At 72.1% G+C, this 14,087-nt stretch carries 11 protein-coding genes and 1 tRNA gene; 2 read left to right on the top strand and 10 right to left on the bottom strand.

From position 1 onward, the window contains the following. Positions 1 to 3 precede the first annotated feature (3 nt). The 4 genes from BLU42_RS07040 to BLU42_RS07025 form a co-directional block, all read right to left on the bottom strand. Positions 4 to 957 carry a carbohydrate ABC transporter permease gene (locus BLU42_RS07040; protein ID WP_157719870.1) on the bottom strand — a complete coding sequence of 318 codons (954 nt, stop codon included), beginning with the start codon at positions 955 to 957 and terminating at the stop codon, positions 4 to 6. Then, positions 954 to 1,889, bottom strand: coding sequence for an ABC transporter permease (locus tag BLU42_RS07035; protein ID WP_231918483.1), 936 nt, complete (start codon positions 1,887 to 1,889; stop codon positions 954 to 956). Before BLU42_RS07035 ends, BLU42_RS07040 begins: the two co-directional genes overlap by 4 nt. A 226-nt stretch (positions 1,890 to 2,115) precedes the next feature. Next, positions 2,116 to 2,448, bottom strand: coding sequence for a hypothetical protein (locus tag BLU42_RS07030; RefSeq protein WP_157719869.1), 333 nt, complete (start codon positions 2,446 to 2,448; stop codon positions 2,116 to 2,118). Between the two features lie 51 nt (positions 2,449 to 2,499). Next, entirely contained in the window at positions 2,500 to 3,546 is a 1,047-nt protein-coding gene (locus BLU42_RS07025) for a Gfo/Idh/MocA family oxidoreductase (RefSeq protein WP_091073842.1), read from the bottom strand. 209 nt (positions 3,547 to 3,755) lie between these two features. Between BLU42_RS07025 and BLU42_RS07020 the strand changes: the two genes are divergently transcribed. Continuing rightward, positions 3,756 to 4,559, top strand: a complete 804-nt coding sequence (locus BLU42_RS07020; protein WP_157719868.1) for a resuscitation-promoting factor — start codon at positions 3,756 to 3,758, stop codon at positions 4,557 to 4,559. A 56-nt stretch (positions 4,560 to 4,615) separates the two neighbouring features. Here BLU42_RS07020 and BLU42_RS07015 read toward each other — a convergent pair whose 3' ends face one another. The 5 genes from BLU42_RS07015 to BLU42_RS06995 all read right to left on the bottom strand — a co-directional run bounded on the left by BLU42_RS07015 (position 4,616) and on the right by BLU42_RS06995 (position 9,396). Next, positions 4,616 to 5,395: an aldo/keto reductase gene (locus BLU42_RS07015; protein WP_231918482.1), complete on the bottom strand. Its 780-nt coding sequence runs from the start codon at positions 5,393 to 5,395 to the stop codon at positions 4,616 to 4,618. A 73-nt stretch (positions 5,396 to 5,468) separates the two neighbouring features. Further along, positions 5,469 to 6,209 (bottom strand): hypothetical protein, encoded by a 741-nt coding sequence (locus BLU42_RS07010; protein ID WP_091073840.1) that lies wholly within the window; start codon positions 6,207 to 6,209, stop codon positions 5,469 to 5,471. Between the two features lie 170 nt (positions 6,210 to 6,379). Next, on the bottom strand, positions 6,380 to 7,675 hold the full coding sequence (locus BLU42_RS07005) for a DUF1501 domain-containing protein (protein WP_091073839.1): 1,296 nt from the start codon (positions 7,673 to 7,675) through the stop codon (positions 6,380 to 6,382). Further along, positions 7,672 to 9,171 (bottom strand): DUF1800 domain-containing protein, encoded by a 1,500-nt coding sequence (locus BLU42_RS07000; RefSeq protein ID WP_157719867.1) that lies wholly within the window; start codon positions 9,169 to 9,171, stop codon positions 7,672 to 7,674. The genes BLU42_RS07005 and BLU42_RS07000 overlap by 4 nt, the downstream gene beginning before the upstream one ends. 151 nt (positions 9,172 to 9,322) lie before the next feature. Beyond that, positions 9,323 to 9,396, bottom strand: a tRNA-Pro gene (locus BLU42_RS06995). Positions 9,397 to 9,620: 224 nt separating this feature from the next. On the opposite strand from BLU42_RS06995, the gene BLU42_RS06990 reads away from it, so the two are divergent. Then, complete coding sequence (locus BLU42_RS06990; protein WP_197680654.1) at positions 9,621 to 10,517, top strand: cutinase family protein; 897 nt, start codon at positions 9,621 to 9,623, stop codon at positions 10,515 to 10,517. 107 nt (positions 10,518 to 10,624) lie between these two features. On the opposite strand, the gene BLU42_RS06985 is transcribed toward BLU42_RS06990, so the two are convergent. Beyond that, complete coding sequence (locus BLU42_RS06985) at positions 10,625 to 14,059, bottom strand: sugar-binding protein (protein WP_091073836.1); 3,435 nt, start codon at positions 14,057 to 14,059, stop codon at positions 10,625 to 10,627. Positions 14,060 to 14,087: the final 28 nt, after the last annotated feature.

Below are 14,087 nucleotides of genomic sequence, written 5' to 3'. Positions count from 1 at the left end.
TGGTCAGCCCTTCACGGCGCCGGTGATGACGCCCTTGGTGAAGTGCCGCTGGAGGAAGGGGTAGACGATCAGGATCGGCACGATCGAGACCAGCAGCATCGCCATCTGCAGCGCCGGCTGGGCGGGCAGCGACTCGGCCCCGGCGGACAGGTCCCCGGCCGAGAGCTGGGTGTTGTTGAGGACGTACGTCCGCAGCACCAGCGTCAGCGGCCAGCGGCTCTGGTCGTTGAGGTAGATCAGGGCGCCGAAGAAGGCGTTCCAGTAGCCGACGCCGTAGAAGAGCCCGACCACAGCGAGCACGGCCTTGGACAGCGGGGCGACGATGCGGGTGAAGGTCTGCCAGTCGCCGGCGCCGTCGACGCGGGCGCTCTCGAGCACCTCGGCGGGGATGCCCATGAAGAAGGACCGCAGCACGATGACGTTGAATCCGCTGACCAGGACGGGCAGCACCAGGGCTGCGAAGGTGTCGATCAGGCCGAGTCCGCGGACCGTCAGGTAGACCGGCAGCAGGCCGGGGGAGAACAGCAGGCTGAGCAGCACCACCAGCAGGGCGGGACGCGAGCCGAAGCTCCCGGGCCGGCTCAGGGCGTACGCCAGCATCGACGTCACGAGCAGGCTCAGCAGGGTCCCCACGACGGTCACGCCGATGCTCACCACCAGCGCCCGGGTCACGACCCCGCCGCTGAGGACCGAGCGGTACGCCTCGAGGCTCACCGCGTCCGGCCACAGGACGAAACCGCCCTCGGCGTCCAGGTGCTCCTTGCTCGACAGGCTCGTGGAGACGATGCCGAGGAAGGGCACCACGACGACCAGCACGGCGAAGCCGAGGACGACGAGCTTGAGCAGCGACTCGGGCACGCCGGGCCGGTTCAGCCCCGAGGACTCGCGGCGTCGACCCGGGCCGGCGGTGGAGGTGGTCTCGGCCGCGGGCTCGACGCGGGCGGCGGTGGTGGTCATGCGCGGTAGACCCCGTCCTCGCCGAAGACGTGCGCCACCTTGTTCGCCCCGACCACGAGGATCGTCGCGATGACGCCCTTGACCAGGCCGACCGCGGCCGAGGTGCCCCAGTCGCTGCCGAGGATGCCGTAGTTGAAGACGTAGGTGTCGATCACCTCGCTGGCCTCGGACCCGACCGCCTTCTGCTGCAGGATGATCTGTTCGAAGCCCACGTTCAGCGAGTCCCCGAGGCGCAGGATCAGCAGCAGGATGATCACGCCCTTGAGCGCGGGCAGCGTCACGTGCCAGAGCTGGCGCGAGCGGCTGGCGCCGTCGATCGCGGAGGCCTCGTACAGCGACTGGTCGACCTGCGACAGGGCGGCGAGGAAGAGGATCGTCGCCCAGCCCGAGTCCTTCCAGACCACCTGGCTCGTCAGCAGGCCGATGAACAGGTCGGGGTTGCCGATGATTTCCAGCGTCTCGGCGCCACGGCTGCGCAGGAAGCTGTTGAGCAGTCCGCTGCCGCCGAGCAGCTGCTGGAAGATGGCCACCACCACGACCCAGGACAGGAAGTGGGGGAGGTAGAGGACGTTCTGCACGATGCGCCGCAGCCGGTCCGACATCAGGCTGTTGATCATGAGCGCGAGCATGATCGGCGCAGGGAAGACGAAGATCACCTGGACCAGCGTCAGGACCAGCGTGTTCTTCACGGCGTTGACGAAGGCGGGGTCGCCGTTGACCAGGATCGAGAACTTCTCGAGGCCGACCCACTCGCTGCCGAGGATCCCGAGGAAGGGCTGGTAGTCCTCGAAGGCGATCACGTTGCCGAGCAGCGGCAGGTAGTGGAAGAGCAGCAGGGCCGCGATGCCGGGGACGGCCATGAGCACCAGCACCCGGTCACGGCGCAGCCGGGCCCGCCAGCCCAGCCTCGGTCGTGCCGCCACGCTGCTCACACCCGGTGCCCCTCACCTCGTCGTTCGGGAGCGCCATTGGAGCACGTGCCCCGCCGCGGCCGACGGAGGCTCGGCCGAAAACGGGTTCCGGCGCAGGTCGAGACCTCCGAGGCGACGCTGCCAGCCCGACCTACTCACCGGTGCTGGCGTCGAGCACGGCCGCGACAGCCCGCACGACGTCGACGGCCCCAGACCCGCACCAGCCGGCCCGGCCGCAGGAGACGCGTCACGACGGACGGTCCGCGGGGTCCTTGATCGAACCGTCGCGCTCGTCGCGCTCGACGCGCTCGACGAGCTGCCGCAGCGCGCGGACCATGAGGGCGCTCGTCACCCTCCGCCACACCAGGGCCGCGCCGACGAGCACGAGCGCTCGCGTCACGGGTCCGCTGCCGACGACCTCCCGGAACCCGGCCCCGTGCCGCCGTCGGGCGTACGTGGCCGCCCGGACCCCGAGGACGAGCGCGGGGACCTCGAGGGACACACCGACGACCGTGCCCCCGAGCATCACCGCCCAGAACCGGCCCAGCTGCTCGGGCGGCAGGTCCTTCGCTCTTGTCAACAGCGCCATCCGCTCCGCGCGGCGTGCCCGACGGCCTCGCACGGGCGCGGCCTAGCGCCGGACTGGCGGCACGTCGACCGTGGTGCCCTCCACGGCGCTGCGGCGCGCGGTGTCGATGACCGTGGCCGTGGCGACCGCGTCCCACGGGTCCACCGGCACACCTCCCTCGCCGCGGACGGCCGCGGCGAACTGCGCGTAGTAGGAGTCCCAACGGCCCCTCTCGCTCTCGACGGTCTCGTGCTCGTCGCCGCGGTGGAGCGTGCCCCACGCCTCCTGCGGCTCCCGGCCCCAGTCGTCGCCCTCGCTCGTCGGGGTGCGCCCGGCGACGAGCGCCTCCTCCTGACCGTCCATCGCCGCGGTGACGACGAACGTCCCCTCGGTGCCGGTGACCCGGAACCGCGGTCCCGTGGCGCTCTGGCGCCAGGCCCCGGACAGGTGCGTGCGCATCCCGCCCTCGTGCTGCAGCAGCAGGCGGAAGTCGTTCTCGAAGCCCGGCTCGACCTCGCGGGTCTCCGCGTACACCCGCACGACGGGCCCGAAGAGGAACAGCGCCTGGTCGACGAGGTGGCTGCCGAAGTCGCGGAGCAGGCCGGCGCCCGCGACCGGCGGGGCGAGGTCGGGGGACCACCGCTCGAAGGCGGACTCGAACCGGAGGACCTCGCCGAGCCCGCCCTCGGCCAGCACGCGGCGCACGGTCAGCAGGTCGGAGTCCCAGCGACGGTTCTGGTAGGGGCTGAGGAGCACGCCCTCGCGCTCGGCGAGCTCGACGCTGGCCCGGGCCGCGTCCGCGTCCAGGGCGAAGGGCTTGTCGCAGACGACCGGGACCCCGCGGCGCAGGAGGTCGTCGGTGACCTCGGAGTGCGTGGCGGCCGGTGTGCTGACCGCGACCGCGTCCACGCCGGCCGCGACGAGCGCGTCGACGGTGTCGAAGACGGCCACGCCCGGGTGCTCGGCCTCGACCTCGGCCCGCCGCTCGGGCGACCGGGTGACCACCCCGGCGAGCGTCGCGCCGGGTGCGCCCTCGATCAGCGGCGCGTGGAAGTAACGCCCCCCGAACCCGTAGCCGACCAGCCCGAACCTCACCGCCGCGTCTGTCACCCGGGGATCGTACGGGCGCACGCGGGCAGGCCGCCGACGGTCCTGGGCCGGACGGCGACCGAGACCTGAGCGCGATGTTGCGGCCCTTGAACTTTCACTGAAGTTGCCAATTCGTTATCTACAGGGCAGGCTCAGGCTTTCTTCAGGTCGGTGGCTGCGTCAGAGCAGCCACCGGCAATCGGCGGACACGACCCACGGGGGACGAGACGATGCCCAGAATCGGGACCTGGACGGCTGCTGCGGCAGCCACGGTGGCACTGCTGGCCGGAGGTCTGAGCAGCGCGCCGGCGTACGCGGACACGCCGACGCCCAGCGCGACGCCGAGCGCGACGCCGACCGCCACGGCCACCGGTTCGGCGGCCCCGCAGACGACGACGATCGACCTCCGCTACGCCGGCCAGGCCTCGACGGTGTCGGTGACCGACGCGCCGACGGTCGCCGACGCGATCACCCAGCTCGGCCTCGCGGTCGACGGTGACGACCGGGTCTCGCCGTCGCGTGACACCGAGGTCACCGAGGGCATGTCCCTCGTCGTCGACGTCGTCTCCGTCACGAAGACCAGCAAGAAGAAGACGGTCAAGTACAAGACGATCAAGAAGAAGACCTCGTCGATGATGCGGGGCAAGACGAAGACCGTCCGCAGCGGCCGCACCGGCAAGGTCACCACGACGACGGTGGTCACGACCGTCAACGGCGAGTCGACCACCGTGGTGACGACGAGGGTCGACCGCAAGGTGCGCAGCAAGATCGTCAAGGTCGGCACCAACAGGCTGAACCTGGCCCGGATGAAGCAGTGGAACAAGATCGCGCGCTGCGAGTCGGGCGGCAACTGGCACATCAACACGCACAACGGCTACTACGGCGGCCTGCAGTTCAACCTGTCGACGTGGAAGTCGGCCGGAGGGCGCAAGTTCGCGAAGTACCCGCACAAGGCCAGCAAGAACGAGCAGGTCCACGTGGCCAACACGCTCTACAAGAAGCGCGGTTTCCGCCCGTGGAGCTGCAAGCCCTGATCACGTGAGCACGCCCCCTGCGCCCGTCGGGCGCAGGGGGCGTTCCGCTGCCTCGGTCAGGCCGCGAGGCCGTCGATCGCCGTGACCTCGTCGGCGCTGAGCCGGAGCCGCGCGCCGGCGGCGTTGGCCTCGATGCGCTCGCGCCGGGCCGACTTGGGGATCACGACGAAGCCGTGCGCGACGTGCCAGGCCACGATCACCTGCGCCGCGGTCGCGTCGTGCGCCTCCGCGATCCGGACCAGCGTCGGGTCGTCGAGGTTGCTCGCCTTGAACGGGCTGTAGCCCTCGAGGACCACGCCGCGCTCGGACAGGCCGGCGGCGACCGCCGGGTCGTAGACGCCCGGGCTCCAGCGGATCTGGTTGACCGCCGGGGTCACGCCCGTCGCGCTGACGAGCTCGTCGATCTGGTCGAGCGAGTAGTTGCTCACCCCGATGTGCGTGGCCAGGCCGTCCTGCTGGGCCTTGACCACCTCGGCCCAGACCTCGGGCGACGCCTGGCCGTTCGGCGGCCAGTGCACCAGCCACAGGTCGACCCGGTCGAGCCCGAGCTTGGTCAGGCTCTCCTCGATCGTCTGCCGCTCGCGACCGGCGTGGTCGGGGGGCAGCTTGGTCGTGATGAACAGGGAGTCACGGTCGAGGCCGGAGTCTGCGAGCGCGGTGCCGATGCCGGCCTCGTTGCCGTAGCCGGTGGCGGTGTCGATGTGGCGGTAGCCCAGCTCGAGCGCCGTCGACGTCGCCTGGGGCGCGTCGTCGTTCTCGATCTGCCAGGTGCCGAAGCCGAGCAGCGGCATCGCGTGCTCGCCCAGCGGGACGGATGGTTCGGTGTAGTCGGTCACCCGCCCATCCAACGTCCTCGGTCGGCGCGACGGACGGGCGGGTCGACCTCGACCGGGCTCGGGCGGCCCGGTCTCACTTCACCTTCACCCGGTCCACGCCGGACGTGCCCTGCTGGGTCTTGCTCGTGGAGCCGGTGACCCAGAAGAAGGTGCCGGAGCGGGAGGCCTTGACGGTGGTCCTCAGCGTGCCCTTGCTGCTGGACGTCACGTTCTTGACCTTCGTGGCGTCACGGTTGTCGCGGGCGAACCAGAGCGTGGCCTTCTTCTTCGCGTACGCCTTGCCGTCGCGGGTGACGGTGCCCTTGACCGTGATGGTGCGGCCCTTCTTCACCGGCTCCGGGGTGGCGTTGATGCTGACGGCGACCGCGGCCCGCGGGTCCGCGAGGCCCTCGAGCCTGACGTGCTGGAACGTCGGCGTGCCGTTGATCGGGTCCCGGAACAGCAGACCGACCTCGCCGCTGCCGTTCTCGAAGGTCCCGTACTGCGCCCGCAGCACCACCACCTGGGTGTGCGGGGTGCCGTCGCACGTGAAGGAGGGGAAACCCTCCTGCCCCCGGAACGCGCCGCCCGTCGGTGTGTCGTACACGGGCTGGAACAGGGCGGGGCCGACCTCGACGTCCTCCGGCGCGCCGGCCGTCCCGCAGGTGTAGGCGAAGTCGATCTCGGCGTAGTCGGGTGAGGTGAGGACCGCCCTCGAGCCCTGGACGGACCAGCGCAGGTCCCGGTCGGTGGTCGCCGAGGCGGACGAGGGGACAGCGAGGGTGGCGCCGGCGAGCGCGGTCGCGGCGAGCACGGAGAGGGTCTTGGGGAGCACGGGGGTCTGCCTTCTGCTGGACGACGGGAGCCCGGAGCGTAGGACGGAGGACCCGGAACCGAGCCAATCTTGTGTCTCCTGCGCGACACAGCCGTCCGTGTCACCTGACGTGCGCGGGGTCCACGCGGAGCCCGGCAGCGTGAGCAGGCCGCTCGCCCGGCGCCGGCGGCTCAGCGGGCCCGGGCGAGCCCGAGGCGGGCGGGGTCGAGGCCGGGGAAGACGTCCTTCGTCGACACCCCGGTGCGCTTCTCGAGCAGCTCGGCGAGGACGGTGCGGTAGTCGGTCACCCCGGCCAGGTCGCCGCCGACCAGGTCCGACGCGTCGAGGCCGGGCCAGCGGCCGTACACCTGGCCGCCGCGGATGCCGCCGCCCAGGACGAGGCTGACGTTGCCGAGCCCGTGGTCCAGCCCGCCCGACGCGTTCTCGGCGACGCGCCGGCCGAACTCCGACAGGGTCACGAGGCTGACCCGGTCCTGGGAGGAGCCGAGGTCGGTCCAGAAGGCGGCGAGGGCCTGGCTCAGGTCGGTCAGCCGGTCGAACATCCACCCCTTGTCCGAGCGGCCGAGCCCGGCGTGCATGTCCCAGTCGCCGACGTCCACGGTCGCGGCGCGCAGCCCGAGCCCCGCCTTGACGAGGCGCGCGACGTCGCGCAGTGCGTCGCCCACGCCGCTGCTCGGGTACGCCGCCCCGTGCGCCGGGGTGGACGCCGACGAGGCGACGCGGCTCGTCGCGGACAGCGCCCGGAGGGTCGAGGTCGTCGGGGCGGCGAGGACGGGGGGCGCGTCCTGGTAGAGCGAGGTGAGCAGCGTGGACCACCGCTTGTCGTCCCCGGCCTTGCGGACCGCGTTGAGCTTGAACTCGGCCACGCTGCGCATCGACAGCTCGGGATTGGGTCCGATCATCGAGGCCGGGGCGTTGCTGCTGCCGACGGAGACGGAGGAGAAGGTCTCCGGGCTCCCGCCGGCGCCGACCATCCGGTCGAGCCAGCCCGTACGCAGGTGCGAGCCCGGCGCCGCGTTCTCCATCTGCTCCATCGCGGAGAAGTGCGAGCGCGTCGGGTTGGGCTGGCCCATCGCGTGCACGGCGGCGAGGTGGCCCGCGTCCCAGAGCGGCTTCAGCGGAGCCATCGCGGGGTGCAGCCCGAACATCGCGTCCAGCGCGAGCGTGCGGGAGGCCGGGACGGCGATGGTCGGGCGGGCGGCGTAGTAGGCCGGGTCCCCGACGGGCACGACCATCGAGAGGCCGTCGCAACCGCCCCGCAGGCTCAGGACCACGAGCGTGTCGCCGGTGTAGCGGGTCCCGGCGAAGGCGAGCGACGTCGCGAAGTCGGGGCCCGACAGTCCGGGGACGGTGGCGAGCGCCCCGAGCGCGCCGGCGGCGGCGAGCAGCGAGCGGCGCGACACCCCGGCCGCGCGGACCCCCTCGGGGCAGCCGCAGGCTTGCTTACGGGTCTGGTCGGCGCTCACCGGACGAGGAAGTTCGGGGAGTCGAGCAGGGCGGCGGCCAGGTGCGGCAGGTTGTGACGGATCAGCGCGTCGTCCTTGCGCAGGCGGTCGGAGGGGGAGTGCCCGAGGAAGGTGCAGACGGCCTTGCGCTGTGCCGGGGTCAGGTCGGGGACCAGGAGCGCCGCCGCGGCCCGGTCGACCACGGCGCCGAAGGTGGCCGGCGGCTTCCGCAGCCCGAGCAGGTCGACGAGCTGGGGCCGGGTCATCGTGTTGAGCGCCCCGCCGCCGGCGGCGGAGCCGTGGAAGTTCCAGCGGGCGAGCATCGTCGAGGAGCCCGACCAGGCGGCGGCGACGTCGGGGTAGCCGTTGGGCGCGGGCCAGTTCATCGGCGCCTGCCCCATCCCGAGCGTCTTGTAGCGCAGCTCCTTGCCGCTGGCGATGCCCTTGCGGTCCGGCGTGGCCCGCAGCACCCGCATCGTCGCGACGGCGTCCTCGTACGGCGTCCGGACCTTCTGCCCGACCGAGGCGGCGAACTCCGACGAGGTGAACAGCGCCCGCAGCACGGGGGCGACGGCGGTGCCGGAGTCGAGGAACACCTGCGCGAGCCGGGCGACCAGCGAGGCGGGCGGGGTGTCGGAGACGAAGCGCACGCACAGCTTGGTGGCGATCCTCGTCGCCGTGGCCGGGTGGTGGGCGAGGTGCTCGAGGTAGGCCTCGGCCACGGACTCGCCGTTCGCGGAGCCGTTCGGGTGCGCGAAGTCGAGGACGCGCACGGGGCCCACGTGGTGGTCGGCCGGGTGGTACTCGTACTCCTTGCCGCGGGTGGTGCCGAGGCCGGTGAGGATCAGCGCGGACTGCCTGACGTCGTCCTCGGTGTAGCTCCCGACCCCGAGGGTGTGCAGCTCGAGCAGCTCGCGACCGTAGTTCTCGTTCGGGGCCCGCCGCGTCGAGTCCTTGCCGTTGAGCACGATCAGCATGGCCGACGACTTCGCCGAGGCGACGAGCATGTCGGCGAAGCGGCCGAGGGCGTGCTTGCGCACGACGTCGCGGGTGAAGACCTGCGCGCAGTCCCAGACCTCGGTGCTGGGCACCGGCACGACGAAGTGGTTCGTCCAGAAGTCGACGGCCGCCTCGAAGACCTGGCGGTTGGAGAACACGGCCCGCGAGACGTGCGCGCCGAGCACCTCGTACATCACGTCCCAGGCGCCGCTGCGGAACTTGGCGCGCACCTCGCCCGGGGTCAGGTCCAGGTTCGTGAAGCGCTTCACGTATGCCTCCGTGACCCGGTCGTCGACGGAGCCCGGGTCGAGCTGGGCGTCCAGCCAGGCGGTCGTGCCGACCTTGCGCACGTGCGCCAGCAACGCCGGCGTGGGTCCGAACGCGGCCCGGCGCAGCAGGTGGTGGGCCGCGTCGACGCGGACCGCCGCCTCGGCCCGCCCGGCGCCGAGGACGGTGGTCCCGACCGCCGTCGCGGCCACGACCGGGCCGGTCCGCAGCAGCGCGCGGCGCGAGATCACCGGACGGTCGGTGGGAGGAGAGGTGGCCGGCACGACGAGGAGATCGTCGCGGGCGACGGCTTCGTTGCAGCAGCGAAGATGAACAGTGCTCGAGCGGACCTGTGGGGCTCGATCGTCCGCGGAGACGGTTCCGACGCGGTGAGAAACCTTGTCGGGCTGACAGGATTTGAACCTGCGACCCCTTGACCCCCAGTCAAGTGCGCTACCAAGCTGCGCCACAGCCCGCTGGGCTCCAACCCTCGGAGCCGCGGTGGATGACTGTACTACCTGGGGAGCCGGGAGCCCGAACCGTCCGCGCCGGCGTGGGCAGGCACCGCTCGGTCGTGCTCACCCCGACGAGGGCTAGCCAGGCCGGGGCGCGGGCCGCCAGACTCGGTTCCGACGTGGGACCGTTCCCGAGCTCGCGTCGTCCAGGTCCTGCGCCCGCACCCGCACACCGAGGAGTCCCCGTGAACTGCTCGTCCCGCCCCCGCCTCGCCCGGCGGATCGCCACCGCCCTGGCCGTCCCCGCCGTCGCCCTCACCAGCCTGCTCGCCGTCGGCACCACGCCGGCCCAGGCGGCGTGCAGCGACGTCGACGTCGTCTTCGCCCGCGGCACGGGGGAGACGCCCGGCCTCGGCATCCTGGGCCGCCCGCTCGTGAGCGGGCTGCAGAGCCAGCTGGGCGGCTACACGGTGAGCTCGTACGCCGTCGACTACGCCGCGAACTCCTCCCAGACCAGCGCCGGCCCCGGGGCGACGGACATGTCGGCCCACGTCAGCTCCGTCGCCGCGTCCTGCCCGGGCACCCGCTTCGTCATCGGCGGCTACTCCCAGGGCGCCACCGTGACCGACATCGCCATCAGCATCCGGACGGGTGTCACGATGGGCACCCCGATCCCGTCGGCGCTGTCGGGCCGGGTGGCGGCCGTCGTCGTCTTCGGCAACCCGCTCGGCGCCAGCGGCCGGACGATCGCCACCTCGAGCACCGTCTACGGGCCGAAGTCGCGTGACTACTGCAACGTGAGCGACTCGATCTGCGGGCGCCAGGGCTCCAACCCGGCGGGAGAGGGGAGCGGCGGGCACCTCAGCTACTCCAGCAACGGTTCCGTGACCCAGGCCGCCACCTTCGCCGCGGGGCTCGTCCGGGCGGGCGGCACCGGCGGGGGGACGACCCCCACGCCGACGCCAACCACCTGCGTCACCGCCTCGACGCTGTCGCACGTCGCCGCCGACCGCGCGGTCAGCCTCTACGGCCGCGCGTACGCCCGCGGCTCGCGCGACGCGCTCGGTCTGACGAGCTCGTACAACACCGTCTCCCTGCGCCAGTCGGGGACGGCGAGCTGGGACCTCGTCGCCTCCTGCTGATCGCTCGTCGCGGATCACGATCGACACCGATCACCACAGGCGTCGAGGGGCGGGCCGCGGAGAACCGCGACCCGCCCCTCCTGCGTCCTGCTGCCCAGGGCTCCGGGTCAGCGCGTGATCGCCTCCTCCAGGGTGATCGTCAGGTGCTTCGTCGTCGCCGGCACCCGCACGGTGCCCGCCGCCTGGTCGACGACGGCCCCGCGGACCGACACCTTCTTGACGTTGTCCTTCAGCCCGACCAGCTCGACGCTGAAGGCCTTCGCACCACCGCGGCGGCCCGTGAAGTCGATGGTCACCTTCGTGCCCGTCGACCGGGTCGAGTAGCCGATCCGCCCCTTGCCGAGCACCGGGTAGTTCGAGATCTTGATCTTCTGACCCTTGGCCACCCAGCCCTCGGGCGCACCGCGACCGATGATCACCGTGCCGTCCGACTTCTGCGCGACCAGGGAGTCGAAGAGGACCTTGGTGGCGGTCGCCTGGCCCCACATGTGCTGGTTCGAGCCGCCACCGCCTGCGGCGTGGTCGATGTCCCACGGCGAGGCGGCGTTCGGGTAGTCGACGCCCTCCCACCAGCCGAACGGCCCGCTCTGGGAGTGGTCGAGCATGAACTCGTACGCCTTGATCCCCTTGTCGCGGTACTTCTCGCCGCGCAGGGCGGTGCTGCCGTAGCCGGCGTTGTAGGCGCTGGAGTAGTAGCCGTGCGGGTAGCCGCCGAAGTTGTCCTCGGAGTCCGAGACGTCCTTGCGGCGCTCGAAGCCGTGCGCGTACGTCTGGTCGATCCAGTCGAGCATCAGGCCTGACTGCTCGGCCCCGAAGAGGTAGCCGTCCCAGGCCCACTGGCCGAAGAGGAACATCGACGCCCAGTTCGCGTCCCGCGGATCCTTCCGCGGGCCGGTCTCGTTCGGCTCGACCATGGAGATCGGGATGTAGTCGAGGTCGTACTTGTCGATCGTCGCCTGCAGCTGCGCGGTGACCACCGTGAAGAGGTCGTCGTACTCGGCCTTGGCCCAGGCGGCCTCGCCCTCGTCGCCGAGCTGCTCGGCGAGGTAGCGGTAGGTCGACAGCCCGGCGAGTGCGGACCAGTCGTCGACGGTCCAGTAGCCCTCGCTGTCGATGGCGACGGTCTTCTTGATGATGCCCGTCCCGCCGTCGATGCGGTCGGTCTCGATCATGTGCGTCTGCTTGCTGATGTTGGCCCACTGCGACTGCACGAACTTCCTGTCGCCGGTGCGCTGCAGGTAGAGGGCGAACGGCCAGCTGAACTTCCACTTGGCGTCGTCGTACTGCAGCTGCGCGGGCAGCGTGGACAGGTAGTCCTTGGCGTAGGTGAAGTCGCCCACGGTCAGCAGCGTGGAGACGATGCCGATGGTGTCGTGGTCGAAGAGCTCGTCGTAGCCGTTCTCGCCGACGTGCAGCTCCTTCTTGCCGTTGACGTCGTCACGGATGATCAAGGTGTAGATGTAGCCCGCCTTGTACGCGTCCGTGAGTCGCTCGTCGGGCAGCCGCTCGATGTCGGCGATCTCGTCGAGCCGGTCGTCCCAGTAGCGGCGCATGTGGGAGTAGTGCTTGTCGTAGCTCCCGAGCCCCTTGATCTTCGCGTCGGTGGGCCAGGCGTTCGTGCCGCCGAAGCGGTCCGCGCCGATCGCGTAGTCGCGCACGACCGTGCGGCCCGGCTTCACCGTGGTCCGGCTCGTAGCCGCGTTCAGCCCGACCAGCCGCTTGGACACCACCGGCAGCGTGGCGGTGGTCTTCGTGGTGTTCGTCGTGGTCATCCGGGAGTACGCGATCTCGAAGCGCCGGCCGCCGACCGTGACGGCGTCGGTGAAGCTCTGCACCGTGTGCCGCAGACCGTCCTTGGTGTACGTGCTGACGAAGGCCGGGAGGTAGCCGCCGGCGTTGTGCCAGTCGATCGTGCCGGGGATGTCGGGGACGCCGAAGGTCACCGTGATGCCGTCGTGGTCACGGAGCTTGTAGCTGCCGTCGATGTACGCGATCGGGGCGTCGACGTCGCCCTCCCAGCCGAAGGAGGACACCAGGCCGGGGTCGGACTGGAACGTGTAGCGCTGGCCGGCGGCCTCGTGCACGGCCGCGTCCCAGGCGGTCTGGAGGCGGGCGCGGGCCCGCCGCAGGGCGGCCTCGGTCGCCGTGGTGTCCGCGAGCACCGAACGCGCGGCGGCGACCTCGCGGTCGAGCTGGGCGAGGGTGTCGGCGCTGATCGCCGGGCGGTCCGCGGCGTCGACCTGGTCGAAGAGCGACTGCAGCGCCTGGCGCGCCGACGGGGTCGGGGCCAGCGCGACGCCGCCGAGCGTGACGTTGCCGTCGCCGTTGCTGCGCGACGTCAGGCGGGCCTCGACGGTCGCAGCGCTGCCGGACGGGACGGCGACGGTGAAGAGGCGCGAGACGGCGTTGCCGCCGGCGGAGAGCTCGGTGCTCGTCGCCACCGGGGCGGTCGCACCGCCGTAGGTCACCGAGACCGTGGCCGCGGCGTTCCAGACGCCGGCCACGAGCCGCAGCGAGCGGGGCCGGTCGGCGGCCGCGACGTCCAGCGACCACCCGCCCGGGGTGGCCGCGAGATCGTCGGAGGCGGCGAGGAAGACCCCGCCGGTGGTCGTGCCGGCCTGCTCGGTGTCGGGGGTGCCGTCGCTCCAGCTGTAGCGGACGGGGTTGTCGCCCTGCGGGCTGATCGCCCGGGTGCCGAGGTTGGTCAGCGCGAGCGGGTGGTCACCGCTGGTGCGGCGGTCGAGCGTGGCCCCGTCGAGGTGGAGCCAGTCGTCGGCGCCGAGGGCGGTGAGGTCCATGGTGGCCGGCGTGCTCGCGCTGGCCAGCGCGGCCGCGGAGCCCGCGGCGTCGGCCTCGGCCAGCGTGACGGCGGCCAGGGAGACGTTGCCGTCGGGGTTGCGGGTCTCGGTGAGCTTCGTCGTGACGACCGCGCCCTCGCCGGCCGGCACCTGCACCGTCCAGCGCTGCACCTGCGCGGAGCCGTTGGCGCTCAGGCCGCGCTGCCACACCGTCGTCCCGCCGTCCTCGGCGACCGTGACGGTGGCCGCGGCCTGCCAGGCGCCGCCCACCAGCGTCAGCGTGCGGGCCTCGTCCGCTGCGGGCACGCTGACCCGGTAGCCGGCGTCGAAGCCGGTCGTCGGGCCGACGGTGGAGTGGTCGTAGGAGTAGACGGCGCCCGTGGTGACCGGGCCCGACGACGTGATCGGGCGCCCGTCGGACCAGCGGTAGGCGAGCGGGCTGTCGCCGAACGTCCCTGTCGGGGTCGCCGGGTGCAGGCTCTCGACGGCGATCTGCTCGGCGACGTCCTTGCGGTCGGTGCCGTCGCCGGTGACGTGCACCCAGTCGAGGCCCCCGGTGGACGTGAGGTCGAGCGTGCCCGCCGCGCCGGCCCCCGAGGGCAGGGTCTCGGCGTCGACGACGTACGCCGTCGGCGCGGGCCCGGCCTCCGGGGCGGCGAGCGCGGGAGAGGTCAGGGCGGCGGGCACCATAAGGCCCCCGACCACGATCGTGGCCAGGAGGGTGCGCCTTCGGGGTCGCGGCATGGGTCGTGCTCCTTGCTCGGCGGTGAGC

The sequence above is a fragment of the Microlunatus sagamiharensis genome, assembly GCF_900105785.1.
Classification (GTDB): domain Bacteria; phylum Actinomycetota; class Actinomycetes; order Propionibacteriales; family Propionibacteriaceae; genus Microlunatus; species Microlunatus sagamiharensis.
Note: the sequence above shows the minus strand (reverse complement) of the source record. Positions and strands in the feature narration are given on the sequence as shown.